Raw genomic sequence first — 25894 nt, forward strand, 5'->3', positions numbered from 1 at the left:
CGGTGGCAGGACGGCCACCACCCGCTTATCCACAGGTTCGATTCCCTTGTCGCGCGGGGCGGCGATCACGGTTAGCGTGGCGGTGGGCAGAGTTGCCGAGGAGGTTCGGATGACCCTTTTGTCGCGTCTGCGTTCCGAGCTGGCCCCGGACCAGGTGATCACCGACCGCCAGCGGTTGCGGACCTACGAGTGTGACGGCCTCGCCCACTACAAGGTGATCCCCGCGGTCGTCGTCCTCCCCCGGACAGCCGCGCAGGTCGCCGCCGTGGTCCGGGCCTGTGCCGAGGAGCGGGTGCCGTTCGTGGCCCGGGGCTCCGGCACCGGGCTGTCCGGCGGGGCCCTTCCGCACGCCGACGGCGTCCTGATCGTCACGTCCCAGCTGCGGTCGATCCTCGAGGTGCGGCCGGAGGACGAGCGCGCCGTGGTCCAGCCCGGCGTGATCAACCTGCATGTCAGCGACGCCGCCCGGGAGTTCGGCTACTACTACGCGCCCGACCCGTCCAGCCAGCAGATCTGCTCGATCGGCGGCAACGTGGCGGAGAACTCGGGTGGCGCGCACTGCCTGAAGTACGGGTTCACCACCAACCATGTCACCGGCCTGCAGGTCGTCACTCCCGACGGCGATCTGGTCCGGCTCGGTGGGGCGGCGCCCGACACTCCGGGGTACGACCTGCTCGGCGCCTTCGTCGGCTCGGAGGGCACGCTGGGCGTCGCCACCGAGGTCACCGTCAGACTGACCAGGCTGCCGCAGACGGTCCGCACGCTGCTGGCCGCGTTCGCCGGCACCGACCAGGCCGGGGCCGCCACATCGGCGATCATCGCGGCGGGCGTGGTCCCGGCCGCGATCGAGATGATGGACGCGCTCGCCATCGAGGCCGCCGAGGCCGCCGTCCACTGCGGCTACCCGGCCGGCGCCGGCGCGGTCCTGATCGTCGAGCTGGACGGGCCGTCGGCCGAGGTCGACGCCCAGTTCGCCGAGGTCAGCCGGTTGTGCGCGGCCAACGGCGCGTTCGAGACCCGGGTCGCCGCCGACGACACCGAGCGGCAGCTGATCTGGCGGGGGCGCAAGTCGGCGTTCGCGGCGGTCGGCCGGATCAGCCCCGACTACATCGTCCAGGACGGCGTGATCCCGCGGACCGCGCTGCCGACGGTGCTGCGCCGCATCAACGAGGTCGCCGACGAGCACGGGGTCCGGGTGGCGAACGTGTTCCACGCCGGCGACGGCAACCTGCATCCGCTGGTGCTGTTCGACGACGGCGTGCCGGGAGCGGCCGGCCGCGCCGAGACGGTCTCCGGGGCGATCCTCGACCTGTGCATCGAGCACGGTGGTTCGATCACCGGCGAGCACGGCGTCGGCGTCGACAAGGCCCGCTACATGCCGCGGATGTTCACCGACGACGATCTGGACACGATGCAGCTGGTCCGGTGCGCGTTCGACCCGGACGGCATCGCCAATCCCGGCAAGGTCTTCCCCACGCCACGGTTGTGCGGCGAGAGGCCGGGCCACCATCGCGGCGCCCACCCGTTGCGGGAGTCCGGCGTGGCGGAGGTCTTCTGATGCCGCCTCCCGATTCCCGGCCTGTCGCCGTCATCCAGAGCGTTTGCGTCACCCAGAGCGTTTCCGGGGGCCGTTCATGAGCGTGCTCAACGATCTCGCGGTCAAGGCGGGGGACGGCGATGTGGTCGCCGGGGTGCCGGCCCGGCTGGTCGCGGCGCCGGCCAGCACCGAGGAGGCGGCCGCGCTGATCGCCGCGACCCGAGACCTCACGGTGGTGATCCGCGGCGGCGGCACGAAGATCCACCACGGTCCGCCACCACGCGAGCTCGACCTGATCATCGACACGCGACGGCTGACCGGGGTCGTCGAGCACGCCGCCGGCGACCTGATCTCCGTGGTCCGGGCCGGCACCCCGATGGCCGAGTTGCACAACCTGCCCGGCCAGCAGCTCGCCCTCGACGCGCCGGCGGCGGCGACGGCCGGGGGAACGGTCGCGGCGAACGCCAGCGGACCCCGCCGCCTCCGCTACGGCACGGCCCGCGACCTGCTGATCGGCATCACCGTCGTCCGGCCGGACGGCCGGATCACCAGATCCGGAGGCAAGGTGGTCAAGAACGTCGCCGGATACGACCTGGGCAAGCTCTACACCGGATCGCAGGGCACACTCGGCCTGATCACCGAATGCGTCTTCCGGTTGCATCCGGTCCCTCTTTTCACCGCATTCGTACGAGCGGTCGCCCCACCCACCCACGCGGCGAACGTCCTGGCCGGCCAGTCCGCAGTGAGCGCCCTCGAGGTCAACGCCGCCCCCGGCACCGAACCGGAAATCGCGGTCCTCATCGAAGGCACCGAGACCGGCGTCCGCGACCGTGCCGCCGCCCTGGCCCGTCTCCTCGACGGAGAGGTGTCCACCACACCACCGCCCTGGTGGAACACACCACCGTGCCCGGCCGGCCCGGACACCCTGTCCCTCAAAACGACCAGCACCCTTTCCGGTGTCCCCGCCCTGATCAGCGCCGCTGTCGACGCCGGCTTGACGATCCGGGGCTCCGCCGGAAGCGGTGTCCTCTACGCCGGCGCCGCCTTCCCCGCCGCCGTCTCCCCGGGGGCCGTCTCCGCCGCCGTCTCCCCGGGGGCCGTCTCCGCCGCCGTCTCCCCGGGGGCCGCCTCCGCCGCCGTCTCCCCCGCGGCCACCCTCCCCGCTCCCACCCCTGCTCCGGGGGCCGGGCCGGGGTCGAGCGACCAGGTGGCACGTGTCGTGGACCGGCTGCGGGTGGTCGCAGCGGCGGCCGGCGGGCATGTGGTGGTGCTGAGCGCGCCGGATTCCGTGCGGGAACGGATCGACATGTGGGGGCCGGTGCCCGGGATCGACCTGATGCGCCGGGTGAAAGACCAGTTCGACCCGGACCACCGCTTCGCGCCCGGCCGTTTCGTGGGAGGCATCTGATGCCCGAGACCACCGCCCCTGATCCGGCCGGTAACTCGCCGAACCCGGTCGACGCCACCCGTGGGACCGGCACCCCGCCCGCCGAGGCGCTGCCCGGGGCCGGTTCTGATGCCGGTTTCGGTGCCGGCGCTGGTGCTGGTGCAGGTATTGGTGCTGGCGCTGTCACGACCGACGTGCTGCGGGCCGCCGAGAACGGGACGGCGTTCGACGCTCACCATCCACCCAGTGCTGATCTTGTGTCCGATTGTGTTCACTGCGGGTTCTGCTTGACCACGTGCCCGACCTACGTGCTGTGGGGCGAGGAGATGGACTCGCCGCGCGGCCGGATCCACCTCATCGGGCAGGGGCTGTCCGGCGAACCGCTGAGCGACTCGATGGTCGGTCACTTCGACAACTGCCTCGGGTGCATGGCCTGTGTCACCGCATGTCCGTCGGGAGTTCGCTACGACCGGCTGATCGAGGACACCCGCGCCCAGGTCGAGCGCCGTCACCAGCGCGGACCACGGGAACGGGCGCTGCGGGCGGCGATCTTCGCGCTGTTCCCGTACCCGAATCGGCTCCGGCTGCTGCGGGGGCCGCTCCGGGCGTACCAGAGATCGGGTCTGCAGAAGGCCCTCGCCCGCACCGGTCTCCTGCGACGTCTAGCGCCCACCCTGGCCACCCTCGACTCGCTCGCGCCGCGGCTGCGTAGCGTGCCGCGCCCGCCGGCCCGCGTCCGGGCCCGCGGTGAGCGGCGCGCGGTCGTCGGCATGCTGACCGGTTGTGTTCAGTCGGCGTTCTTTCCGGACGTCAATTCCGCGACGGTACGGATCCTCGCCGCCGAGGGATGTGAGGTGCTGATCCCGCCGAGCCAGGGCTGCTGTGGTGCGCTAAGCGTGCACAACGGACGGCGCGCGGAGGCGCAACGGTTCGCCCGGCGGCTGATCGACACGTTCGAGCAGACTGGCATGGACTATTTCGTGGTCAATGCGGCCGGGTGTGGCTCGTCGCTCAAGGAGTACGGCGAGTTGCTCGCCGACGATCCGGGCTGGGCCTCGAAGGCGGCCGCGTTCGCCGCGAAGGTCCGTGACCTGTCCGAACTGCTCGTCGAACTCGGGCCGGTCGCCCGCCGGCATCCGCTGCCGATGTCGGTCGCCTACCACGACGCCTGCCATCTGGGGCACGCCCAGGGGGTGCGGGTCCAGCCGCGGGCGCTGCTGCGCGGCATCCCCGAACTGGAGGTACGGACCATCGCCGAGGCGGAGATCTGCTGCGGGTCGGCCGGCGTGTGGAACGTCCTCAACCCGGAGCCCGCTGCCGAACTCGGCGACCGCAAGGCCCGCATGGTGCTCGCGACCGGCGCCGAGCTACTCGTCACCGCCAATCCGGGCTGCCTGATGCAGGTCGCGGCGGCGGTCGGCCGACAGGGTGGCACGATCGCGCTGGCGCACACCGCGCAGGTCCTCGACGCCTCGATCCGCAACCTGGGCCCGGAGCCGCTGCTGTCCCGGCCCGCCTGAGCGATGCCGGCCCGGCTAAGCGATGCCGGTCCGCGTGAGCGATGCCGGTCCGCGTGAGCGATGCCGGTCCGCGTGAGCGATGCCGGCCCGCGTGAGCGATGCGCGGACGCTTGAGCTACCCCGGGACGCGGGGAGCCGGGCCCGTAGCCGCCCGGTCTCCCCGCTCTCCCGGCGGGCGACCGCCGTGAGGTCGCGACGCCCCCGCGCTGCTGACCTCACTCCACCACAGCCGCCCACCCATGCGGCACCCATCCCATCGCGCCGCACGTCTCGCTCAGCACCAGCGCCTCTCCTTGCGCCTTCACAAACCCTTGCGCCTTCACGAACCCTTGCGCCTTCACGAACCCTTGCGCCTTCACGAACCCTTGCGCCTTCACGAACAGCCTCTCCGGTGCGCGGCGACGAATCGACGGATTGCCGTTCTCCCAACGCGCATTGATGTGCGTTAATTGGGAGCGCTCCCAGCGTGCTCCGTCCCCGCACGCCCGTCAAGCACATCCCCGGAGGCATCCGTGCAAAGACGAAAATGGGCCGTCCTCGGCCTCGCCACCGCCCTGCTCACCTTCGGCGGCGTCGCCGTCGCCACCAGCGCCAACGCCGCGTCCGGCTGCGCCGTGAAGTACACCGTCAGCAGCCAGTGGCCCGGCGGTTTCGGCGCGGCGGTCGACGTCACCAACCTCGGCGACCCCGTCAACGGCTGGTCGCTGGTGTTCACGTTCCCGGCCGGGCAGACCATCACCCAGCTGTGGAACGGCTCGGTCACCCAGTCCGGCACCACCGTCACGGTCCGAAACGCGGCCTGGAACGGCGCCCTGGCCGCCAACGGCACGGCGTCATTCGGCTTCAACGGCTCGTGGACCGGCAGCAACCCGGTGCCCACCGCCTTCACCCTCAACGGCGTCAGCTGCACCGGAGGCGTAGTGCCGACCACATCGCCCAGCGGATCCCCGTCACCGAGCGGATCCCCGTCGCCCAGCGGATCCCCGTCGCCGTCGACGAGCACGACACCCGGCACCAAGAAGAAGATCATGGCGCTGGGTGACTCGATCACCGGCTCGCCCGGCTGCTGGCGAGCCCTGCTCTGGCAGCAGCTCCCGGCTGCCCAGGTCGACTTCGTGGGCACGCTGCCCGGCGACGGCTGCGGCTTCGCCTACGACGGCGAGCACGAGGGCCACGGCGGTTACCTGGTCACCAACGTGGCCAGTCAGAGCCTGCTGCCCGGCTGGCTGAGCGCCACCGGGCCGGACGTCGTCCTGATGCACTTCGGCACCAACGACGCGTGGAGCAACATCCCCGCCGCCACGATCCTCAACGCCTACACCACGCTGGTGGGCCAGATGCGCGCCGCCAACCCACGAATGAAGATCATCGTCGCGCAGATCATCCCGCTGAACCCGTCCACCTGCACCGACTGCGGGCAGCGGGTCGTCACCCTCAACGCCGCCATCCCGGCCTGGGCCGCGTCGCTGAGTACCGCCGCGTCACCGGTCACCGTGGTCGACCAGTGGACCGGATTCAACACCACCACCGACACGTACGACGGCGTGCACCCCAACGACGCCGGCAACGTGAAGATCGCCGCCCGATGGCTGCCCGCCGTCCAGGCCGCCATCGCCTGACCCGGTCCGGCCGGTGGGTGCGAGCCGCGCCCACCGGCCGCGGGGCCAGATCACTCAAAGGCCAGATCGCTCAGGGGCCGATCAGTCAAGAGGTAGATCGCTCAGGGGTCAGATCAGTCAGGGGTCAGATCAGCCAGGAGCCAGATCAGCCCGGGTCAGGGCAGCCCGGGTCAGGGCAGGGGGCCGGTCGTCCAGACGTACTTCACGGCGGCCATGTCGACGCCGTAGGCCTCGTCCCGTACCTCGGCGTCCGGGTGCCGGCGCAGCTCGTGCACGAGGTCGCACCACGGTGCCTTCCAGCCGAACTCGTCACCGACGGCGACCAGCGCCAACGCGAGCAGCCCACCCGCCGGATCGCCGCGTCCCGACAGGCGGGTGACGGCGGCGGCGACGGCCTCGGGGCTGACCGCCGCGGCCAGATCCGGCAGGCGCTCGCCGAGGTAGCCGGCGGCGCGCACAGCCAGGACCGGACGGCCCGCGCACCGGTCGGCGACCTCGTCCAGACCGTCCAACCGGCCGACATCGATCAGCAGCCGGACGGCGGCGGTCACGAATCCGGGCCGGTCGGCGAGCCAGCGCGCCCGGTCGACGAAATGGGACCGGTCCGCGTCGTACGGGCGCGCGCCGGAACGGATCGACACGGCCTGGGTGAGCAGCTCGGCACGACGCCGGGCCGGGCGGTCGGCGTCCGGGCCACCCGGCAGGTCGTCGGCGGCGTCGCGCTCCACGAGCCGGCCCAGTGTGGCACCGAAGACCTCGTCGCCGCCCGCCGTCACGAGTTCGACGACCTCCCCGAGATCGGTCGTCTCGCCGAGGTCGGTGATCCGGTCCACCACCAGCGTGATGATGTCGTCCAGCCACGGTGCCCACTCGTTCAACTGCCCGAACGCGGTGCGCCGCACCTCCCGGTCGGCGGACCTGCACGCCCCGACGATCAGCCGGCCGTAGCGCCGGCGGCTGTGCTCCGGGACGGCGTACGCCCGGGCGCCCAGGACGGCGTAGCGTTCCTCACGGCTGCCGGCGAGCGCCGTCTCCAGGATGGCCCAGCTCGCGTCGGTCCACAGGCGCTGCCGGGCGGCGGCGACGATCGCCGCACGCACGTCCCGGTGTGCGGCCGGATGGGTGTACGCGTCGAGCAGCATCGCCATCATGTGCGGAGGCCCGTAGCGGGCGAGCAGCCGTGCCGCCTCCTTCCGGCTGGTGATCTTGGCAGGCCCGGCGAGCACGGGGCCGAGCACCTCGGGCAGCCGCGACGGCGGGACGTACCGGACCGCCCGGCCCGCCGCGTACAGCGCCACCCGCGCCCGGTCCCCACCGGCGTGTCCCACCAGCACCGGCAGCGCGTCGGCGGGGCGGTCACTCCAGGCCAGCGCGCCGAGCGCCGCCTCCGCGATCGGCACCTCGGCGGCGTCGACGTGGCGCAGGGCCAGTTCACGCCCGGCCCCGGGCACCACCGCGGCCGCACGGATCGCCCTCGCACGCTGCCACACCGTCTGCCCGGGGTCGGCGATGACCAGTTCCTGCAAGGCCACGAACCGGGCCTGCTGGCGGGGCAGCCACTGCTCGACGTGATGGGCTTCGGCCGGCACCCAGCGGGTCCCCGTCTCCACGAAACGGCCGCGTGGGACGTTGTCCAGCACCTGGTCGAGCAGATCGGCGCGGGACCGGCAGACGATCCACCACACCAGATGGATCGTCACCGCGCTGGCGTCGGCGGCGAGGACGTCGGCAACCCGGTCCGCGCGCGTCCGCGGGTCGTCGAGCCACAACCCGATCGCCGTACGGGCGACCGACGGCAGCGTGTCCGGCCCGGCCGCACGGCGCAGCAGGTCCTGCAGTGGCGACACATCGCGGGCACGGCCGCCGAGCGCGTGGGTCAGCGCGAACAGCGGACCGTACCGGCCCCGGGCGATGGCGGCCTCGACCCAGCCGCGCAGGCGCTCGAAGACCGCCGTCTCGTCGCCGCGGCGCAGCACCGAGTCGAACCGGCGCAGCACCGGCGTATGCGACCCGCTGGTCACCAGGTCGATCGTGAGCAGCGCCCACTCCCGCAGCTCCGGCTCCGCGACGTGATGCCGGAGCACGTCGGCGGCGAGCCCGCTCAGCGCCCGCATGGTGGCGGCCGACCCGTCACGGGCCTCGACCGCGTCGGTGGTGAGCCGGGTGAGCCCGTCCGCGGTGCCGGCGGTGAGCAGCGGCGCCACCCGGGCCAGGGCGGTGAGCGCGGCCGCACGGACCGGATCCTGCTCGTTGCTCAGCCGGCCGAGCCGGCCGACCACCTCGGCGACCACGCCGGTGTCACGGGACCGGCGGGCGGCGTCGACGATCAGCGCGTAGCCGGTCGCGCGTACACCCGCGTCCCCCGACCGCAACGCCGCCTCCAGCGCGGCGGACGCCTCCGGCCAGGCCAGGTAGGCGCTCCACTGGAACACCGTGGACTCCCGTTCCCGGACCTCCGCCGTCGCCAGCATGCGGGCCGCCTCGCGGATCCGGACAGCGGCGGGCAGCACCTCCATGATCACGGCGGCCGGTGCCCGTGCCGCCGTGTCCACCTCGGCCATGGCCAGGTCGTACAGCTCGCCACGCCGGTGCGGCGCGACGGCGCGAAGAAACGCCGCCAGCGCCCGGTCGTTGTCACGGCACCGGACGGCGAGCGGCACCAGCTCCGCGGCCGGCAGCGCGGCGAGACGGCTCAGCAGCGCCCTCGGCAGCACGGTCCGCCGCAGCCAGGCCGTGCGTCCCGGTTCGGTCAGCAGGCGTACGACACGACGGACGTCGTATGCGGCAAGGACGCCGTACGCCCGTAACGGGCCGGGCAGCGAGTCCTCGGGTGCGTACCGTTCCAGCAGGTCCAGCGCCCGCGCCGGGTCACAGCGCAGCACCGCGCCGGCGGTCTCGGACCAGATCCGGTCACGCCGTTCGGCCGGTGCCGCGGCCAGGCGCTCCCCGACCCGGTCCAGCAATGCCCCGGAGTGCCGCCGCACGAGCCGCCCCGGACTCAGCGCATGCTCCAGCTCCGGCAGCAACGCCCGTACCGTATCGGTGCCGCAGCCCGGCAGCAGCGCGGCGGCCTCCTCGTCGCCGAACTCGGCCCGGACCCCGCCGATCAGGGCATCAGCAATCAGGGCATCGGCAATCAGGGCATCAGCAATCACGGCACCACCGATCACGGGCAGTGGCTCGCGGCGGAGCGTCCGATAGACGAGGTACCGCTCGGCCGCGGGCCGGGCCGCGTGGTCGCCGATCGGAAATCCGGCACGCAGCGCCGCCGTCAGCGCGACGGCGCGGATCGACGCCTGCGGATCGTGCCCCGCCTCGGCGACACCGGCCGGGTCGGCGACGACCAGCGCCGCGACCAGTGCGAGCATCCTCTCGTAGGGACCCTGACCACGCAGATCGGCGCAGACCTGGGCACGGTCGGGCGCCACACGGGCCCACGTCGCCAGGAGATTCATCCGCCCGCGATGGGTCAACGGTTCCAGCGAGGCCAGGAGATCACGGGTAGCTACGAGCACGCCGCCCATTGTGCCCAGCCGACCGGCCGGCGAGAGATCGAATATCCGGCCCGGTCAGCGGCCGACGGCCATCTCGCCGAGCTCGGACCAGTCGGACTGGTCGACGGACTGGCTGATGATCCGTGGCGTGGCGGCCAGGTAGGGCGGCAGGTCACGCTGGGCCTGCTTGAAGTGGTCGGAGCCGACGTGCGCGGCGCCGGCGTCACCGTCCCGGAACGCCTCCACCAGCACGTACTCGGCGGGATCGTCGAGGCTGCGGGACCAGTCGAACCACAGGCAGCCGGGCTCGGCGCGGGTCGCGGCCGTGAACGGGGCGGCGATGCGCGGCCAGTCGTCGGCGTGCTCCGGCTTGATCAGGAACTTCGCGGTAATGAAGATCATCGGACCTCCCTCGAGGAGATCCCATTCCATCACGGCTGGCGGGCCGATTGCGTGGGTCCGCCGACGAGATCGCCACTGACGAGATCCCCACGGGCGAGATCCCCACGGGCGAGATCCCCACGGGCGAGATCCCCACGGGCGAGATCCCACCGGCGAGGGTCCACCGGCGGCCACCGATCGGGAGAGCGACAACCGGGCGGCCGGGCCCTAGGCTGGGCGGATGGCGGAGCCGAAGACGACACGCAACGAGGGTGACGTGGCCGCGTTCCTGGCCGCCGTCGCCGATCCGAGACGGCGGGCCGACGCCGAGGCGACCTGCGCGCTGATGGCCGAGGTCACCGGTGCCGAGCCGGTGATGTGGGGTTCGGCGATCATCGGGTTCGGCGTCTACCACTACCGGTATGCGACCGGCCGGGAGGGCGACTGGCCGGCGGTCGCGCTGTCACCGCGCAAACAGGCACTGACGCTGTACGTGTCGGCCGGCTTCGACGGCTACCAGGACCTCCTGGACCGGCTCGGCCCGCACACCACCGGCAAGTCGTGCCTGTACCTGAAACGACTCGCCGACGTCGACGAGAATGCTCTGAAAGACCTGGTGGCGGCAGGGTTCCGGCATCTGGACGGACGGACGGTCATCTCCGAGCAGCAATAGGTCGAATCGGGCGGCATAATCATCGGCGTGGACAACTGGGAATACGCGCGCCTGGAATACCGCGCGGCGGGCACGCTCGGCGCCGACCGTTTCATGGACTGGACGGCGACGTTCCACCATCCAACCGGGGTGCTGCGCTGGGGCACCGACGAGCGGTTCGACGACCTGCGCCACCTGAACCGGGCGGGCCAGGCGGGCTGGCAGGCGTACGACCGGGCGGTCATCCACGTCAAGGACGAGCCGCACCGGCTGAGCAGCGTCACCTACTCGATGCGCCGGCCGATCCCCGAGGACCTGAACGGGACCGACCCCGATGCGTGAGGTTTAGCATGCCGAGGGAGACGGGCGTCAAGCTGATCGCGTCGAACAAGAAGGCGCGGCACGACTACGCCATCCTCAAGACGTACGAGGCAGGCCTGGTGCTGGCCGGCACCGAGGTGAAATCGCTGCGCCTGGGCCGGGCCTCACTGGTCGACACGTTCGCGCAGGAGCACGAGGGCGAGATCATGCTCTACGGCCTGCACATCGCCGAGTACGGCTTCGGCTCGTGGACGAACCACGCCCCGCGCCGCACCCGCAAACTGCTCCTCCACAAGGTCGAGATCATCAAGATCCTCAACCAGCTCAAGGAGGGGTCGGGCCTGACCCTCGTGCCACTGTCGCTCTACTTCAAGGACGGCTGGGCCAAGATCGAGCTCGGCCTGGCACGGGGCCTCAAGTCGTACGACAAAAGGCAGGTCATGGCCGAGAGGGACGCCAAGAAGGAGATCGCCAAGGAGATGGGCAGGCGCCTGAAGGGCCGCCGGTAGGCTCCCTGGCCGCCGGTAGGATCCGCTGGTGGAATTCGGTCTGGACACCTTCGGCGACGTCAACGGCAAACCCTACGCGCAGGTCATCCGGGACGTGGTCGAGCAGGGAGTGCTCGCCGACCGGCTCGGCGTCGACTTCTTCGGCGTCGGCGAGCACCATCGCGACGACTACGCGATCTCCTCACCGGAGATCGTCCTCGCGGCGATCGCCGCGAGGACCGAGCGGATCCGGCTGGGCACGGCGGTCACGGTGCTGAGCTCCGATGATCCGGTACGGGTGTACGAGCGCTTCGCCACACTCGACGCCGTGTCGGGCGGCCGTGCCGAGATCATGCTGGGCCGTGGCTCGTTCACCGAGTCGTTCCCGCTGTTCGGCTACGACCTGGCCGACTACGAGCGGCTGTTCGCCGAGAAGCTCGACCTGATGTCGGCGCTGCTCGACGAGGGCCCGGTCACGTGGGAGGGTTCGATCCGGCCGCCGCTGCGCGACCAGCACGTCTACCCGAAGACCGAGTCCGGGAGCATCCGCACCTGGATCGGTGTCGGCGGCAGCCCCGAGTCCGTGGTCCGCGCCGCCCAGTACGGCCTGCCGCTCGTCCTTGCGATCATCGGCGGTGCGCCGGCCCGGTTCGCGCCGTACACCGACCTGTACCGGCGTGCCCTCAAGGAACTCGAGCAGGAGCCGCAGCCGATCGGCGTGCACTGCCCCGGATTCGTCGCCGCCACCGACCAGGAGGCCGTCGACATCCTGTGGCCGCACGCCCGCCGCAACCTGGACCGCATCGGCCGCGAACGGGGCTGGCCGCCGGCGACCCGCGACCGTTTCGAGGCCGACGTCACCGAGGGAGCCTGGCACGTCGGATCCCCCGAGACGGTGGCCCGGAAGATCGCCGCGACCGTCCAGGCGCTCGGCGTCGACCGGTTCGACCTGAAGTACTCGCACGGGCCGCTCCCCCACGAGCACCTGACGACCTGCATCGAGCTGTACGCCACCCAGGTCGTCCCACGCGTCCGCGAACTGCTCGCCTGACCCCGCCGGGTCGTGCGGGCCGGGTGCCGGGGCGGGGCGCGGGTGCCGGGGCGGGGCGCCGGTGCCGGTGCCGGGGCGGGGGCGGGGGCGGGGGCGATTGCCAGTGCGGGTGCGATTGCCGGGGCGGTGGCCGTACCCCTAGCGCGGTCTTTTCGTAGTGACCGCGACCAACATCGTCGCCGCACCCGCGCACGCGATCGCGGTGGCCGGGGTGGTGAGTTCGGCGAGAGCGCCGGCCAGCAGCGGGCCGGTGCCCTGCAACGCCATCAGCCCGGTGGAGAGCAGGGCGAACAGCTGGCCGAGACGGTCTTCGGGTGCCGCCTCGAGGAAGGCCCGCTGGAGGCCGAGGCTGTAGGCGAACCCGAAACCGGAGGCGACCAGCAGGGCCGCGGTGACCGGGAACGGCGGGCCTGCTGGTAGTAGTAGCAGCGGTGCGCCGAGCAGGAGCACCAGCGGGCCGGAGAGGCGTTCGCGCCGGGCCGGGCGGACGAAACGGCCGACCACGAAGTTGCCGAGGAGCATGCCGGCGGCGGGGCCGGCCATCAGGACGGCGCCCGCGCCCGGCGGGAAACCACGGGCGGCGCTGTAGGCGACCAGGAGCGCCTCCGCGCCCACCACCATCGCCGACGGCAGCCATTGGGCGAGCAGCAGCCGGCGAATCGTGGGGTCGGCGAGCATGGCGATGGCCCCGGACCAGCTGTCGCGGATCGTACCGCCGCGGACAGCGCCGTCCCTGACAGCGCCGCCATCCCTGACAGCGCCTCGCCGGTCGTCGGCCGGACCGGGCGCGCGGTGGCGGGACGGCAGGGCGACCTGGACGATCACGGCGGCCACCAGGAAGAACGCGGCGGCCAGGAGAAGCGCGTGGCGGGCGCCGAGCGCCGCCACTGCTACGCCGCCGCCGGCGAGACCGAGCAGTTGGGCGAAGGACGAGGACATGCTGGAGACCGAGCGGCCCAGGACGTACGCGTCACCGGTGAGCCGTTCGGCGATGACCTTCGCGGCCGCCCCGGCGAAGACCGGCGTGAAGCAGGCGATCGCCGCCACCAGCAGTAATGCGACACCGACCGGCAGGTCGGCCAGCCCGAGGACGGCGGAGAGCACCGCCTCGACGGAGTAGCCGGTGACGATCAGTGGACACGGGCGCAACCGGTCGGTGAGCGAGCCGAAAAGCAGGCCGCCGGCGAACTGCGGGAGGAACCCGGCGCCGAACGCCACCGCACTGAGCAGCGGCGACTCGGTGGTCATGTACACGAGCACGGACAGCGCGAAGATCTGCAGCGACGTGGCGCTGATCGCGAAGATGCGGGCCACGAACAGGGTGCGGAAACTCGGCTCCGCGAACACCTCGCGGTAGGTGGCCGGGCGTGCGGCGACGGTCATACGCAAGAGCGTGCGCACGGCTTGCCGGGGAGGCGAATGTTTCGCTCCTGGGCGTAAGGTCGGGGCGTGCGGTTCGAGGTGGGTACGGAGGATCTGCTGCGGACCCGGTTCGCGCTGTCGCCGGTCTTCGAACTGCAGAACGTGATGCGGGCGCTGGCCGGGCCGCACAACCGCGGGATACCGGAAGCCTGGCTGGGCCGGCTGCGTGACCGATTCGAGACACTGCGGGCGGCGGACCCGGCGGTGGACGCGATCCTGGCACTGCACACGTCACGATCAGGCGCGACGTTCCTGTGCCCGCCGCCGCGGCGGATCGGGCAGACCATCGACGACGATCTGGCAGCGTTACGGGCCGCGCCGGACGAGGCGGCCCGGGCAGAGATCGACTTCTACCTGGAACGGCGGCCCGACACGAGGGACGCGGCCCGGGCGGTACTTCGTGGAGCGGACGTGCTGGAGCGGCTGGCCAGTGCGTTCGCGGCCGGTTGGGCGACGCTGCTGCGGGACGACTGGCCACGGATGCGGCTGCTGTGCGAACGTGACGTCACGCACCGGGCCGGCGAGCTGGGCCGATCCGGATGGGCGGCGGCACTGGCCGGGCTGCACCCCAAGGTGCGCTGGCGGGACGGCGGCATCGACCTGGCCGGGCGCGGTGACGGGACCATCGTGCTCGGCGGCGACGGCCTGCTGCTGATCCCGTCGGTGTTCATCTGGCCGGAGATCGCCGTGTACGGGGACGAGCCCTGGCCGAAAGCGATTGTCTACCCGGCTCGCGGGGTGGCGACTCTGCTCGAGACGGAACCGCCAGCGGCGCCGGAACACCTGGCGTCGCTGCTCGGACGGTCGCGGGCACTGCTACTCGACTCACTGGCCGACACCGCCAGCACGAGCCAGCTGGCGAGAGCATTCGGGATGACGGTCGGCGCCGTCGGGGACCATCTGGCGGTGCTGCGCCGGTCGGGGCTCGTGGAGCGGGCGCGGTCGGGCCGGTCGGTGCTCTACCGCAGGACGGCACTGGGTGATTCACTCATCGACGGCGGGCATTGACCGTACCCAGCTGATCGCCGTGCACCGTGCCAAGAAAAAAGGGCGGACAAGGATTCAACATCCCTCCGCCACTTCTAACGTATAGCACATGGGGGGCCTTGCCACAAGCCCTCGTATCCGGCGCAGAATCGCTGCTCAAGCCCAACTTTGCTCATGCACGGCGCTGGCTCATGCACGGCGCTGGCACGACTCTGCTCATGCACGACTCTGCGGGAACGGGGACACCGTGACAACCTCCACCACCAGCGCCTTCGCTCTGCCCGAGCGGCTCGCCGCCAAGGCCGCGCCGGCACTGATCGCCGCGGACGAGAAACACTTCGCCGGAATGGCGGAAAGCCTGGCCCAGTCGATCGCCGACCTCTCCGAGAACCTCGACGCCGAACGCCGGGCCCCGGCCGGCAAAGGACGGCAGGCGGTGGACCGGGACGACACGGTCCACCGGCTGAGCTCCCGGCTGCGGGCGCTCCGGCGCTTCAGCCTCGACCTGTGCCTGGGCCGCATGGTGTACGCGAACGGCGACACCGTCTACGTCGGGCGGTTCGGCCTCACCGACGGTGAGGGCGGACGTCTGCTCGTGGACTGGCGATCGCCCGCGGCCGAGCCGTTCTTCGGGGCCACCCACGCCAACCCGATGGGTCTGGAGTCCCGCCGCCGGTACCGGTGGAGCGACGGACGGGTCAGCGACTACTGGGACGAGGTCTTCACCGCCGACGAGTTCGAGGAACACGCGGCAGCGCTCGACGACCAGTCGGCGTTCATCGCGAGCCTCGGCAACAGCCGGTCGCCGCGGATGCGTGACGTCCTCGGCACCATCCAGGCCGACCAGGACGCCATCATCCGGGCCGGCGCAGCCGGTGTGCTGGTCGTCGACGGCGGGCCCGGCACCGGAAAAACGGTTGTCGCCCTGCACCGGACCGCCTACCTGCGCTACTCCGACCCGCGACTGGGCCGTGGCCGGGGTGGCGTCCTGTTCGTCGGGCCGCACCAGCCCTATCTCGCGTACGTCGCCGACGTCCTGCCCAACCTCGGCGAGGAGGACGTGCAGACGTGCATGCTGCGCGACCTGGTTCCGGAGGGGGCCGGGGCTGCGCCGGAAAGCCACCCTGAGACGGCCCGGCTCAAGTCGTCGGCTCGGCTCGTCCGGGCGATGGAGGCGGCGGTCCGGTTCTACGAGGAACCGCCGGCCCAGCCGATGACGGTCACCACCGACGACGGCGACGTGCGCGTCACGGCCCGGGACTGGGCCGCGGCATTCGAGGCACCCGACCCGGGCACTCCGCACAACGAGGCCCGCGACCAGATCTGGGAGGAACTGCTGGCCGTCCTCGCCGAACGGTCCGGCGCCGCGGAGACGGAACTGGCCCGCAGCGGCGAGCTACGGGCCGGCCTGCACCGGGCCTGGCCCCTGCTGGACGCCGCCGACCTGGTCGCCGACCTCTGGTCGGTGCCCGCCTACCTGCGAAAGTGCGCGCCATGGCTGACCGTTGACGAGATCCGCTCACTGCAGCGGCCGGACCCACGGGCATGGACCCTGTCCGACCTGCCGCTACTCGACGCGGTTCGGCAGTGGCTCGGCGACGCGTCGGTGTCCGAGCGCCTGCGCCGGGAGCGTGCCGCGGTCGCGGCCGGACGGCGGGAGATGGACCGCGTCGTCGACGACCTGATCGCCTCCAACGAGTACGACGACGGCGAAGGACTGATGACCATGCTCCGGCAGCAGGATCTGCGGGAGGTACTGGCCGAGGGCAGCGCGCTCCCGGCAGCCGACCCGGATCTGCTGGCCGGGCCGTTCGCGCACGTCGTCGTCGACGAGGCGCAGGAACTGACCGACGCCGAGTGGCAGATGCTCCTGTCGCGCTGCCCGTCGCGCAGCCTCACCGTGGTCGGCGACCGGGCGCAGGCACGGCACGGGTTCACCGAGTCGTGGCGGGAACGCCTGGAACGGGCCGGGATGGACCGGATCACGCTGGCATCGCTGACGGTCAACTACCGCACCCCCGAGGAGGTCATGGCCGAGGCGGAGCCGGTGATCCGGGCGGCGCTGCCGGACGCCAATGTGCCGGTGTCGATCCGGTCCAGCGGCGTCCCGGTACGCCACGGCGCGGTCGCCGAACTGGACGCGATCCTTGACTCGTGGCTGGCCGAACACGCCGAAGGGACCGCGTGCGTCATCGGTCGCGCCATCGGTCACGTGATCGGTCACCGGCCGGACCGGGAAGCGGAACCGGCACAGGGCCGGGCACGCGTCCGGGAACTGACGCCGGAACTGGCCAAGGGGCTCGAGTTCGACCTGGTCGTCCTGATCGAGCCGGACTCGTGGGGCGGCGGCATCGAAGGAGCCGTCGACCGGTACGTGGCCATGACCCGTGCAACGCGCCAGCTGGTGCTTTTGAAGGATTAGAGTTCGGTTTCGTGACCGAACGTCTGGACTGGAGCGACCCGACCGTACGCGAATGGGACTGCACCGTGGTGTGGTCCGACCCGGCTGACCCGGAAGCGGGCATCGTGCTCGACCGGTCCGCCTTCTACCCCGGTGGAGGCGGCCAGCCACCGGACCACGGAGTGCTGCTCTGGGAGGGGGTGCGTACCCGCATCGTCGACACCCGGAAGGGCGACGAACAGTACCTGATCCCGGCCCCGGGTGATCCGGTTCCGGCGGCCGGGACGACGGTGCGGGGCGCGATCGACGACGAGCGGCGGACCAGTCTCATGCGTACCCACTCCGGTCTGCATATCCTCTGCGGCACGGTGTTCCGGGACTTCGGGGCCCTGGTGACCGGCGGAAACATGCAGCCGGGCGAAGCCCGGATGGACTTCAACCTGCCGGAGGCGCCGCCCGGCGGATTCAACGGTAGCTGGAAGCAGGACCTGGAGGACGCGGTGAACGCGGAGATCAGGGCCGATCGCAAGATCGTCGCGCGGGTGCTGCCACGGGCCGAGGCCTTGGAGATCCCGACCCTGGTACGCACCCAGGACGCGCTGCCGCCACTCGACCATCCGGAGATCCGGGTGATCGACATCGTGGGGCTGGACGTGCAGGCCGACGGTGGTACCCACGTCGCGTCGACCGCGCAGGTCGGCCGGGTCGAGGTGATCAAGGTGGAAAGCAAGGGCCGGCAGAACCGCCGGGTCCGGATCAGAATCGCGGACTGAAGGCGGCCTGCCGGCCGTTTGCTGGAAAACCAGGCGCTACTTACTTGATCAGGCGTACTTACTTGATCAGGTGCTGCTTACTTGATGATGTCGGCGTCCCGGCAGGCCTTCTTGAACTTGGCGGTGCAAAGGGTGTCGGCCTCCACGAAGCCGGCCTCGACGACCGCCTTCACGTTCGCCTTGGTGATGGCCTGCGGCTCCAGCTTCTTGAACTGGATGTAGAGGCCGGACTCCGGGTCCTTCAGCTTGTCCTGGAGCGCCGGCTTGTCGTTCTTGTACAGCTTGACAGCCAGTTCGGCGGCAGCGTCCGCCTCCAGCTTCACGTCCTTGAAGATGGTCACGCACTGGTCGCCGGCGAGCACGTTCTGCAGGCCCTCGACCGTCGCGTCCTGGCCGGTCACCGGCACCTGGCCGTTGAGGCCCTTCTCCCGGAGCACCTCGATGGCCGCGTTACCGAGACCGTCGTTGGCGGCCAGCACACCACCGATGTTCGGATACTGCTTGAGCATCAGCGCGAACATCTCCCGGCCCTCGTCGTTGTCCCACTCGGGAACGTACTGGTCCGGGCCCTTGGCGAACTCGTTGGTGTCGTACAGCCGGTTCAGCACACTGTCGTAGCCGTCCTTGAACAGGTGCGCGTTGTTGTCGGTCGGCGAGCCGTTGAGCTCGGCGATCACCGGGATGTCGGTGCCACCCTTGGCGGCCAGGCACTGCTGGAGCGCCTGCGCCTGAAGGATGCCCACCTTCTCGTTGTCGAAGCTCACGTAGTAGTCGGCGTTGCCGTTCAGCGTCAGCCGGTCGTAGTCGATCACCGGGACGTTGCGCGAGTGCGCGTCGTCGATGACCGCCTTGCCGCTGACCGCGTCGAGGTTCGCGATGATGAGAACCTTGGCGCCCTTGTCCAGCAGAGTGTCGGCGAGCCGCTTGAACGCTTCCTTGTCGCCCTCGGCGTTGACGATCTGCGCCGCGACGCCCGCCTTCTTGAACGCCGCCTGCAGATACGCAGGGTCGGCCGTGCTCCATCGTGCGGAGCTCTTGGTGTCGGGCAGGATCACCCCGATGCCGGCGTCGCCGGTGATGTTCTCGCTCCCACCGTTCGACGTCGTCGCGCTGTCGCTCCCCGTTCCCCCCGTGTCGCCCGCGTCATCACAGGCCGTGAGCGTGACAGTCGTCAGGAGGCCGGCGGCGACCAGGGCGACCAAAGACTTGCGCATGGCGATAGATGTCCTCTCAGGGTGACCCGAGCTGCGGTGGGCGCTGAACGGTCCGCCAAGTATCGGTCAACGCGCAACGTGATCATCATCGGGTGGGGGGCCGGAGAACAAGATTATTCATTTCTCAGCGGTGACTGCCAACAATCACCGTCTGTGATCGGTTAGTTTCGTTTCCGTTTCGGCCCCCCGATTTCGTCCGTCAGTCCCGCAGGAACCGGCCGAACGGCAGCACGGAATCCGACCGGAATCGGCCGTCAGGACCGTCCTGCCCGCCCGAAGCGCACAGCGCCCGGCAGAATGGGCCGCATGACTCTGACGGTCCGGCTCGCCACTCACGACGATCTGCCCGCGCTTCGGGAACTGATGGCCGCGGCGATCACGGAACTACAGAAAGGCTTCCTCAGCCAGGACCAGATCGCCGCCAGCGCGGCCATCATGGGCCTGGACACGCAACTCGTCGATGACCGGACCTACTTCGCCGTCGTCGAAGATGCCGGCGAAGTAGACGGCGATGTCGACGGCGAAAAAGTAGATGGCAAAGGCGAAAGCGGTCGCGAAGCCATCCGGGGCTGCGGCGGATGGAGCCGGCGCGCCACCCTCTACGGCGGCGACCACACCGCCGGACGAGACGCCGCACTGCTCGACCCGGCGCAGGACACCGCCAAGGTACGAGCCATGTACACCCACCCGGCACACGCACGACGCGGCATCGGCCGGATGATCCTCACCGCCTGCGAGGAAGCCGCCGCGGCGGAGGGCTTCCGGACACTGGAGCTGATGGGCACCATGTCCGGACAGCCGCTCTACACCGCGGCCGGCTTCGTCGTCGTCGAGCACCTGCACGACGATCGGGGCGGCGCCCCGGTCCCGCTCGTCCGCATGCGCAAGACCATCACCGGTTGATGGCACCGCCAGTTGATGGCACCGCCGGTTGACGGCCCAACGGCTGGTGCCAATCGGTCGGCAGTCAACCGTTGACGGTGCCAACCGTTGACTGCCGACCGGCTCACCAATTGACGGCGATGTACTTCGACTCCAGGTACTCCAGAAGACCGTCGTGGCCGCCCTCCCGGCCGATGCCGCTCTGCTTCACCCCGCCGAACGGCGCCGCCGGGTCACTGACCAGGCCACGGTTGATGCCGACCATGCCCGCCTCGATCGCCTCGCTGACCCGCATGCCCCGCGCGAGATCACCGGTGTAGACGTACGCCACCAGGCCGTACTCCGTGTCGTTGGCCAGCCGCACGGCCTCCGCCTCGCCGGTGAACGTCACGATCGGCGCCACCGGGCCGAAGATCTCCTGCCGCAGGATCGGCGCATCAGCGGCCACCCCGGTCAGCACCGTCGGCGGGTAGTAGAACCCAGGCCCCGTCGGCCGGCTCCCACCGGTCACCGCCTCCGCGCCGCCCTCCAGGGCGCCTCGCACCAGGCTGTCCACCTTCGCCACGGTGTCCTCGTTGACGAGCGGGCCGACCTGCGTCTTCTCGTCCGTCCCGGGTCCCACCACCAGCGCTGACATACGCTGCGCCAGCTTCCGGGCGAACTCGTCGGCCACCGGCGCCTCCACGAAGAACCGGTTCGCCGCCGTGCACGCCTCCCCGCCGTTACGCATCTTCGCGATTATCGCCCCGTCCACCGCGGCGTCCAGGTCGGCGTCCGCGAACACCAGGAACGGGGCGTTGCCGCCCAGCTCCATCGACGTGTTCACCACGTTCTCCGCGGCCTGCGCGAGCAGGATCCGGCCCACCTCGGTCGAACCCGTGAACGACAGCTTCCGCACCCGGGCGTCACGCAGCATCGCCGACACCACCTTGCCCGAACTACGCGAGGGCACCACGTTCACCACGCCCTCGGGCACACCGGCCTCGGCCAGGATCGCGGCCATCGCCAGCGCGGTCAGCGGCGTGTCGCTGGCCGGCTTGAGGATCACCGTGCACCCGGCCGCCAGCGCCGGGCCGATCTTGCGGGTCGCCATCGCGGCCGGGAAGTTCCACGGCGTCACCAGCACGCACACACCGACCGGCTGGCGCACGACCAGAATCCGGTTCGCCCCGGACGGGGCGGTCGCGATCGCGCCTTCCCCACGCACCGCCTCCTCGGCGAACCAGCGGAAGAACTCGGCCGCGTACGTCACCTCGCCCTTCGCGTCGGTGAGCGCCTTACCGTTCTCCAGGCTGATGAGTTTCGCCAGTTCCGAAGCGCGTTCGGTCATCAATGCGAACGCTCGGCGGAGCACCTCCGACCGTACCCGCGGAGGGGCCGCCGCCCACGCCGGACCCGCCGCGGCCGCCGCATCCACAGCGGCGATCGCGTCCGCCTCCCCGCCGTCGGCGACCGACGCGATGGTGTCGCCCGTCGCCGGGTCGTGCACGTCGAACCGGCCACCCGACGACGCGGGCACCCACTTCCCGGCGATGAACAGGTCGGTCTCCACAGCAGCTCCTCACCCTCACGGCACATCCACGCCCCAGCATTCCCCGGAACAGGACGCGCCGCCATGATTCCGCCCAGCCCGTGATTCCAGCCTGTGAATCTGCCCAGCCCTGAATCTGCCCAGCCCCTGGTCTGCCCAACCCGTAAATCCGTCCAGCCCTATGATTCCGCTCAGGCCCGGCTGGGCACATGGAAGACATGCCTTCCATCACGCAGCGCATCCAAGCCTTCCTGAACAGTCCGCGCGGCCGGCAGCTCGCCGACCAGGGCCGCCGCCAGCTCGCCAAGCCGGAGAACCAGCAACGGCTCCGGAACCTGTTCGCCCGCTTCCAGAACCGGAGCCACCGCCGCTGACGGCAGCCACTGCCGCTGAACGCCCGGTGAGCGGTGCGACAATCAGGCGGTGTGGTGGACCGACGGCGTCGTCTATCAGGTTTATCCGCGTTCCTTCGCCGACGCCTCCGGGGACGGCGTCGGCGATCTCGCGGGCCTGACGGCCCATCTCGAGCACATCGCCGGGCTGGGCGCCGACGCGATCTGGCTGACACCGTTCCAGCGGTCACCCCAGGCAGATCATGGGTACGACGTGAGCGACTACACCGACGTCGATCCCCTCTTCGGTGACCTGGCGGCCTTCGACGCTCTGGTGACCCGCGCCCACGATCTGGGCCTACGCGTGATCGCCGACATCGTGCCCAACCACTGCTCCGATCAGCATCCGCTGTTCCAGGCCGCGCTCGCCGGCGACCCGTCGGCACGCGCCCGTTTCCACTTCGCATCCGCCCCGTTCGCATCAGCCCCGGCGGACGGGACCCCGAACAGCCAGCATTCGGACAGCCGCCTGCCGGACAGCCAGCCGCCGAACAACTGGCCCAGCGTCTTCGGCGGCCCTGCCTGGACCCGGACACCCGACGGCTCCTGGTACCTGCACCTCTACGCGCCCGAACAACCGGACTGGAATTGGCGTGACCCGCGGACCGCTCCCTACTTCGATGACGTGATCCGCTTCTGGCTGGACCGCGGCGTCGACGGCCTGCGTATCGACGTCGCCCACGGCCTGTTCAAGGCGCCCGGACTACCCTCGCTCCCGCCCGGTGCCGAGCCGGAGCCGGGCCGGCTGCGGGGCAACCCCCACGCCTGCGACCAGCCCGAAACGATCGAGATCTACCGCCGATGGCGCAGAATCACCGAGGGGTACGACCCACCGCGCGCTCTGATCGGCGAGGTCAACCTGGCCCCGCACCGGGCCGCCCGATACGTCGGCGACGACCGCCTGCACCAGGCGTTCGCCTTCGAGTTCCTGGTGGCCCCGTGGGAGGTGACCGCCTGGCGTGATACCGCCGACCGGCTGCTCTCCCGCCGGCCGGTGACCTGGGTCGTCGAGAACCACGACGTCGTACGTACCGCCACCCGCTATGGCAACCCGGCACGCGCTCGCGCCGCGTTGCTGACCATCCTGGCGTTACCCGGCGCGGCCTACCTCTACCAGGGCCAGGAGTACAGCCTGCCGGAGGCCGACGTCCCTGCCGAGGCGAGGCAGGACCCGGCGTGGCGACGGTCCGGCTTCTCCCGTGACGGCTGCCGGGTGCCCCTGCCGTGGACGGACGGCTTCTCCCCGCCCGGCTCCGCACCACCATGGCTGCCCGTTCCGCCGGGCTGGTCCCGGCATCTCGACTCTCCGACGCTGCCGTTGACACGGACCGCGGTGTCGCTACGCCGTCGGCTGCATCGTCAGGGTCTCCTCTCCGCCGGCGATCCGATGACCCTGAACGTCGACTACGACGATCGGCTGCTGGCCGAACGCCCGAACCTCACGATGGCCGTAGCCATGGGCACCGACCCGGTACCGCTGCCCGCGGGCGACCTGCTGCTGGCGAGCGGCCCGCTGACGCCGGACGGTCTGCTGCCGCCGGACACCGCCGCATGGCTGGCCCCCGCCGCCCGCTGATCCGCCGAGTTTGGTACCGGTCAACATGGGTGCCGGTCAACATTGGTTGGGTCAACATAGGTGCCGGTCAGCGTTGCGGTCGCACGTCGCTGCCACGCCCAGTACTCCGGCCGGCCGGTCCGGTGGATCGTCCGCCGTTCTTGATGCGGCTCGCCGTGGCATCACGCTCAGGAGCGGCGACGCGACGTGGTGCGGCTTCCCCGGTCGCGGCGTCCTGGGACGCCCGGCGTGTGACGTGTGCACGGTGGTAGTCGTTGCGGCGCGGCACACGGTGGGGGTCGAGCCACGTCGGGGGCAGGAACTCGGGGCTGCCGTCGCCACCGGTACGGATCTGCCAGCCGGTCTCCTCGTGGACGAGACGGTGATGGTGACCGCATAGGAGCACCAGATTGCCGAGGTCGGTGGGCCCGCCGTCGAGCCAGCTGATGATGTGGTGGGCATCGCACCAGCGGGGTGGACGGTCGCAGCCGGGGAAGGCACAACCGCCGTCGCGGACGTTGAGAGCTCTGCGGATGGGGCCGGTGGCGGTGCGGCGTGCGCGCCCGGCGTCGAGGATCTGGCTGTCTCCGTTGAGCATGACGGGCAGGACGCGGGCGTCGCAGCCAAGGCGCCGGACGGTGGCGGCGGAGACGGGCTCACCGTTGTCGAGCCGGCCGGTGCCGAGCTTCTCCAGTAACGGGTCGTAGGGGACGGTGACGGTGATCTGCGGCCGGTCACCGCCGCTGTCCGGCAGTGTGCCCTCGGCGAGCGCCAGCCGGCACACGTCGATGAGGGCGTCGGCACGGCGCTGGCCAGGGGTGCGCGGGTCGGCCTCGGGCGGGGAGCCGGCCGGAGTGGGCTTGCCGGCCGGGTCGAGTCTGTCGACAGAATCGAGTCTGCCGACAGGATCGGGTTTGCAGAGCGGGTCGAGGGCCGCGGTGACGACGGCTGCGGCCTCGGTGTCGAGGAGGCCGCGGATGCGGACGCGACCGGCGCCGGCCGGGCTCAGGGAAAGGTAGCGGTGTCGACGGGCTTCGCTCTCGACGCGTTGCAGCCACCGCTCCTCGACGGCGTCGGCGACCTCGGGGGCTACGTGCGACAGGACGCGGCGACCGGCGATCCGCAGCCCGTTGGGGTCGAGCCGGTCGGCCCACTCGGACAGCACGGCCGCCGCCCGCCCGTGGATCCCGGCCGGAAGGTCGGTCGGGAGCTCGGTGAGGGCGTTGGTGATGACGGCGAGTTGCTCGGCGTTGACCCGGCCGGCGCTGACTGCCTCGTCGACGGTGCGGTCACGATCGACGGTGGAGGCCTGGGCGAGCAGGCTGTGGGCGGCTCTGGCGCTGATGCGCAGCCGACCGCGGAGCCAGGCTTGCGGCGAGGGCGCGTGCTGGGCAGCGGGGATCTGGCGGCGCTCGGCCTCGTGGACGGCGTGCAGGACGGCGGCGTGGAGCATCTGCTGGGCGGTGTGCACGCTGTCTAGGAAGACGAGAAGGTCATCCTGGGACAGCGGGGCCAACCGCGTCTCGGCGGCCTCGGCCGCGAGATCGGTGAGCTCCTGCATCCTGTCCCGCACCCCACCATATTCGAACATACGTTCGAACCAAATCCCCCAAATCAGACACCCGCCCCCGTGTCCTCCCTCACACCCCCTCGACGCCGGCCGACGACCAGATACAGCTGCCCGTCGACGCCACCGAAGAGCAGGCACGACAAGCGTCCAAACCAAAGCACTGGCACGAAAGCACTGGCACGAAAGCACTGGCACGAGAAGCGCCGGCGCAGACCAGCACCGACGCAGACCAGCACCGGCACAACACCGCTCACGCCTGGCGGGCCCACGAGCGGAACTCAGGGAGAAGAGCGGGCAGAACCGGCGGCTCCAGCCGGTCAGGCAGGCCGTCCAGGTCGGCGGGGTCGATCCAGGCGTGGGTGAGGAGTTCGCTCTGCTCGTACGCCAGCAGGCCCTCCCGGACCACCGGCGGCCGTGACGTGCGGAAGAAGGCCGCGAAGAACTGCTCCGGGCCCACGAAGTGGGTCCCTTTCCAGACCGTGTCCCGTTGCACGTCGACGGCTCGGGCCCCGATCGCGCCCGGGTCGAGACCGGTCTCCTCGGCGAGCTCACGCCGGGCCGCCTCCAGTGGTGTCTCGCCCGGGTCGATGCCGCCGCCGGGTGGCTCCCACAGGCGCGCCCGGGAGACCGGATCCTCCCAGCGCAGAAGCAGGACGCGGCCGTCGGCGTCGAAACAGATCACCCTTACCGCCGGGCGGTGAACGCTCGCCATCACCG

The 25894-nt window shown here is 71.1% G+C and carries 22 protein-coding genes; 14 read left to right on the forward strand and 8 right to left on the reverse strand.

Annotated elements, in window-relative coordinates:
* The first annotated feature begins 109 nt into the window (after window positions 1-109).
* The 3 genes from ACFO0C_RS38725 to ACFO0C_RS38735 all read left to right on the forward strand — a co-directional run bounded on the left by ACFO0C_RS38725 (window position 110) and on the right by ACFO0C_RS38735 (window position 4444).
* The gene (locus ACFO0C_RS38725) at window positions 110-1558 is read left to right on the forward strand and encodes an FAD-linked oxidase C-terminal domain-containing protein (RefSeq protein WP_378071775.1); all 1449 of its coding nucleotides are present in this window, start codon (window positions 110-112) and stop codon (window positions 1556-1558) included.
* Window positions 1559-1634: 76 nt separating this feature from the next.
* A complete protein-coding gene (locus ACFO0C_RS38730; RefSeq protein ID WP_378071776.1) occupies window positions 1635-2945 on the forward strand; it encodes an FAD-binding oxidoreductase in 1311 nt (436 codons plus the stop codon).
* Complete coding sequence (locus tag ACFO0C_RS38735; RefSeq protein ID WP_378071777.1) at window positions 2945-4444, forward strand: (Fe-S)-binding protein; 1500 nt, start codon at window positions 2945-2947, stop codon at window positions 4442-4444. The genes ACFO0C_RS38730 and ACFO0C_RS38735 overlap by 1 nt, the downstream gene beginning before the upstream one ends.
* Window positions 4445-4659: 215 nt before the next feature.
* Here the strand turns inward: ACFO0C_RS38735 and ACFO0C_RS38740 are convergent, their stop codons facing one another.
* Window positions 4660-4821 (reverse strand): hypothetical protein, encoded by a 162-nt coding sequence (locus tag ACFO0C_RS38740; RefSeq protein WP_378071778.1) that lies wholly within the window; start codon window positions 4819-4821, stop codon window positions 4660-4662.
* A 135-nt stretch (window positions 4822-4956) separates the two neighbouring features.
* On the opposite strand from ACFO0C_RS38740, the gene ACFO0C_RS38745 reads away from it, so the two are divergent.
* On the forward strand, window positions 4957-6063 hold the full coding sequence (locus tag ACFO0C_RS38745) for a cellulose binding domain-containing protein (protein WP_378071779.1): 1107 nt from the start codon (window positions 4957-4959) through the stop codon (window positions 6061-6063).
* Between the two features lie 170 nt (window positions 6064-6233).
* Here the strand turns inward: ACFO0C_RS38745 and ACFO0C_RS38750 are convergent, their stop codons facing one another.
* Complete coding sequence (locus ACFO0C_RS38750; RefSeq protein WP_378071780.1) at window positions 6234-9587, reverse strand: hypothetical protein; 3354 nt, start codon at window positions 9585-9587, stop codon at window positions 6234-6236.
* Window positions 9588-9632: 45 nt separating this feature from the next.
* A complete protein-coding gene (locus ACFO0C_RS38755; protein ID WP_378071781.1) occupies window positions 9633-9959 on the reverse strand; it encodes a putative quinol monooxygenase in 327 nt (108 codons plus the stop codon).
* Window positions 9960-10179: 220 nt separating this feature from the next.
* Here ACFO0C_RS38755 and ACFO0C_RS38760 point away from each other — a divergent pair, with 220 nt between their 5' ends.
* From ACFO0C_RS38760 to ACFO0C_RS38775, 4 genes are read left to right on the forward strand one after another with little or no spacing between them, the layout of a single operon-like run.
* A complete protein-coding gene (locus ACFO0C_RS38760) occupies window positions 10180-10611 on the forward strand; it encodes a DUF1801 domain-containing protein (RefSeq protein ID WP_378071782.1) in 432 nt (143 codons plus the stop codon).
* A 27-nt stretch (window positions 10612-10638) separates the two neighbouring features.
* Window positions 10639-10932 carry a hypothetical protein gene (locus tag ACFO0C_RS38765; protein ID WP_378071783.1) on the forward strand — a complete coding sequence of 98 codons (294 nt, stop codon included), beginning with the start codon at window positions 10639-10641 and terminating at the stop codon, window positions 10930-10932.
* Window positions 10933-10940: 8 nt separating this feature from the next.
* Window positions 10941-11420, forward strand: a complete 480-nt coding sequence (gene smpB / locus ACFO0C_RS38770; protein ID WP_378071784.1) for an SsrA-binding protein SmpB — start codon at window positions 10941-10943, stop codon at window positions 11418-11420.
* A gap of 25 nt (window positions 11421-11445) precedes the next feature.
* Complete coding sequence (locus tag ACFO0C_RS38775; protein WP_378071979.1) at window positions 11446-12450, forward strand: LLM class flavin-dependent oxidoreductase; 1005 nt, start codon at window positions 11446-11448, stop codon at window positions 12448-12450.
* A gap of 138 nt (window positions 12451-12588) precedes the next feature.
* On the opposite strand, the gene ACFO0C_RS38780 is transcribed toward ACFO0C_RS38775, so the two are convergent.
* Window positions 12589-13833, reverse strand: coding sequence for an MFS transporter (locus ACFO0C_RS38780; protein WP_378071785.1), 1245 nt, complete (start codon window positions 13831-13833; stop codon window positions 12589-12591).
* Window positions 13834-13899: 66 nt separating this feature from the next.
* Between ACFO0C_RS38780 and ACFO0C_RS38785 the strand changes: the two genes are divergently transcribed.
* From ACFO0C_RS38785 to ACFO0C_RS38795, 3 genes are all read left to right on the forward strand, one after another.
* The gene (locus ACFO0C_RS38785) at window positions 13900-14880 is read left to right on the forward strand and encodes an ArsR/SmtB family transcription factor (RefSeq protein WP_378071786.1); all 981 of its coding nucleotides are present in this window, start codon (window positions 13900-13902) and stop codon (window positions 14878-14880) included.
* A gap of 226 nt (window positions 14881-15106) precedes the next feature.
* The gene (gene helR, locus ACFO0C_RS38790; protein WP_378071787.1) at window positions 15107-17281 is read left to right on the forward strand and encodes an RNA polymerase recycling motor ATPase HelR; all 2175 of its coding nucleotides are present in this window, start codon (window positions 15107-15109) and stop codon (window positions 17279-17281) included.
* A gap of 11 nt (window positions 17282-17292) precedes the next feature.
* A complete protein-coding gene (locus tag ACFO0C_RS38795; protein ID WP_378071788.1) occupies window positions 17293-18033 on the forward strand; it encodes an alanyl-tRNA editing protein in 741 nt (246 codons plus the stop codon).
* Between the two features lie 77 nt (window positions 18034-18110).
* Here the strand turns inward: ACFO0C_RS38795 and ACFO0C_RS38800 are convergent, their stop codons facing one another.
* Window positions 18111-19247 (reverse strand): sugar ABC transporter substrate-binding protein, encoded by a 1137-nt coding sequence (locus ACFO0C_RS38800; RefSeq protein WP_378071789.1) that lies wholly within the window; start codon window positions 19245-19247, stop codon window positions 18111-18113.
* Window positions 19248-19553: 306 nt separating this feature from the next.
* Here ACFO0C_RS38800 and ACFO0C_RS38805 point away from each other — a divergent pair, with 306 nt between their 5' ends.
* On the forward strand, window positions 19554-20150 hold the full coding sequence (locus tag ACFO0C_RS38805) for a GNAT family N-acetyltransferase (RefSeq protein WP_378071790.1): 597 nt from the start codon (window positions 19554-19556) through the stop codon (window positions 20148-20150).
* A gap of 103 nt (window positions 20151-20253) precedes the next feature.
* On the opposite strand, the gene ACFO0C_RS38810 is transcribed toward ACFO0C_RS38805, so the two are convergent.
* A complete protein-coding gene (locus tag ACFO0C_RS38810) occupies window positions 20254-21681 on the reverse strand; it encodes an NAD-dependent succinate-semialdehyde dehydrogenase (RefSeq protein ID WP_378071791.1) in 1428 nt (475 codons plus the stop codon).
* Between the two features lie 197 nt (window positions 21682-21878).
* Here ACFO0C_RS38810 and ACFO0C_RS38815 point away from each other — a divergent pair, with 197 nt between their 5' ends.
* Window positions 21879-22034 carry a hypothetical protein gene (locus ACFO0C_RS38815; RefSeq protein WP_378071792.1) on the forward strand — a complete coding sequence of 52 codons (156 nt, stop codon included), beginning with the start codon at window positions 21879-21881 and terminating at the stop codon, window positions 22032-22034.
* A gap of 49 nt (window positions 22035-22083) precedes the next feature.
* The gene (locus ACFO0C_RS38820; RefSeq protein ID WP_378071793.1) at window positions 22084-23628 is read left to right on the forward strand and encodes an alpha-amylase family glycosyl hydrolase; all 1545 of its coding nucleotides are present in this window, start codon (window positions 22084-22086) and stop codon (window positions 23626-23628) included.
* 67 nt (window positions 23629-23695) lie between these two features.
* On the opposite strand, the gene ACFO0C_RS38825 is transcribed toward ACFO0C_RS38820, so the two are convergent.
* Both ACFO0C_RS38825 and ACFO0C_RS38830 read right to left on the reverse strand, forming a co-directional pair.
* Window positions 23696-25180, reverse strand: coding sequence for an HNH endonuclease signature motif containing protein (locus ACFO0C_RS38825; protein WP_378071794.1), 1485 nt, complete (start codon window positions 25178-25180; stop codon window positions 23696-23698).
* Between the two features lie 247 nt (window positions 25181-25427).
* Window positions 25428-25889, reverse strand: a complete 462-nt coding sequence (locus tag ACFO0C_RS38830; protein WP_378071795.1) for an NUDIX hydrolase — start codon at window positions 25887-25889, stop codon at window positions 25428-25430.
* Between the last annotated feature and the right edge of the window lie 5 nt (window positions 25890-25894).

Origin of the sequence: Actinoplanes subglobosus (genome assembly GCF_042650585.1) — a bacterium.
GTDB lineage: Bacteria > Actinomycetota > Actinomycetes > Mycobacteriales > Micromonosporaceae > Actinoplanes > Actinoplanes subglobosus.

Bases quoted from the DNA above. Each gene is read 5' to 3' on its own strand.
- ACFO0C_RS38830 (WP_378071795.1), bottom strand. From the start codon at position 25,889: ATGGCGAGCGTTCACCGCCCGGCGGTAAGGGTGATCTGTTTCGACGCC.
- ACFO0C_RS38780 (WP_378071785.1), bottom strand. From the start codon at position 13,833: ATGACCGTCGCCGCACGCCCGGCCACCTACCGCGAGGTGTTCGCGGAG.
- ACFO0C_RS38815 (WP_378071792.1), top strand. From the start codon at position 21,879: ATGCCTTCCATCACGCAGCGCATCCAAGCCTTCCTGAACAGTCCGCGC.
- ACFO0C_RS38750 (WP_378071780.1), bottom strand. From the start codon at position 9,587: ATGGGCGGCGTGCTCGTAGCTACCCGTGATCTCCTGGCCTCGCTGGAA.
- ACFO0C_RS38725 (WP_378071775.1), top strand. From the start codon at position 110: ATGACCCTTTTGTCGCGTCTGCGTTCCGAGCTGGCCCCGGACCAGGTG.
- ACFO0C_RS38755 (WP_378071781.1), bottom strand. From the start codon at position 9,959: ATGATCTTCATTACCGCGAAGTTCCTGATCAAGCCGGAGCACGCCGAC.
- ACFO0C_RS38730 (WP_378071776.1), top strand. From the start codon at position 1,635: ATGAGCGTGCTCAACGATCTCGCGGTCAAGGCGGGGGACGGCGATGTG.
- ACFO0C_RS38760 (WP_378071782.1), top strand. From the start codon at position 10,180: ATGGCGGAGCCGAAGACGACACGCAACGAGGGTGACGTGGCCGCGTTC.
- smpB (WP_378071784.1), top strand. From the start codon at position 10,941: ATGCCGAGGGAGACGGGCGTCAAGCTGATCGCGTCGAACAAGAAGGCG.
- ACFO0C_RS38805 (WP_378071790.1), top strand. From the start codon at position 19,554: ATGACTCTGACGGTCCGGCTCGCCACTCACGACGATCTGCCCGCGCTT.
- ACFO0C_RS38735 (WP_378071777.1), top strand. From the start codon at position 2,945: ATGCCCGAGACCACCGCCCCTGATCCGGCCGGTAACTCGCCGAACCCG.
- ACFO0C_RS38800 (WP_378071789.1), bottom strand. From the start codon at position 19,247: ATGCGCAAGTCTTTGGTCGCCCTGGTCGCCGCCGGCCTCCTGACGACT.